2 protein-coding genes are annotated in these 582 nt (G+C 50.5%); both read left to right on the plus strand.

All coding sequences use genetic code 11. The features are described from left to right. Positions 1–312, plus strand: a 312-nt coding sequence (locus Q2M23_RS43830) for a hypothetical protein (RefSeq protein ID WP_316399564.1), incomplete at its 5' end; no start/stop codon positions are given. A 37-nt stretch (positions 313–349) separates the two neighbouring features. Continuing rightward, a partial coding sequence (locus tag Q2M23_RS43835) for a hypothetical protein (protein ID WP_316399565.1) occupies positions 350–582 on the plus strand: 233 nt, incomplete at its 3' end.

Raw genomic sequence — 582 nt, forward strand, 5'->3', positions numbered from 1 at the left:
TACTATCTGGAAGACGACATGGACTGCTCTGTCCGAAGCCCGAACAAGAAGGATGTTATCCATGTGCTGAAGGATGGCGAGAGAGTGGCTGTCACCAAAAGGTTTATGACGCGCTCCATTCGCGAGACTTTCAACCTCTTCAGTGGCGCTAACTCAGGCGTAAAAATGGGTATAACGAAATTTTACACACTCCGGCCCAAGTGGGTGCACACAGTCCCACATCAGCAGCAGTGTGCGTGCTCGTACTGTGCGAATTTCGACTTGGTCGTTGCAGCCATCAACAGTGCTTCATCCGCGCAGCTAAACGGATAAGACTTAAAGACGTTGGCTCTGTGTGATGAGGCGGAAGATGCGTTTCTCCCAAGAGTGTACACAGTACGCAGGCGCGAAGAAGGTTTCTCTGGAAAAGCTGAAAATACAGTGCGATGACGACGTGAACCTGGCTCTCTGGGAAAAAGGAGATGTCATAACGAAGACGTTAAAGGCCCCACGATTTCTTGCGGAAGTTAGAAAAAGTACCGCTACCGGTACATCAAGCACGAGCACATACGCAACGTCCAGAGGAACGCTATCTGGAACGGG

It is taken from the genome of Bradyrhizobium sp. 33ap4 (assembly GCF_032654765.1).
Lineage (GTDB): Bacteria > Pseudomonadota > Alphaproteobacteria > Rhizobiales > Xanthobacteraceae > Bradyrhizobium > Bradyrhizobium australafricanum.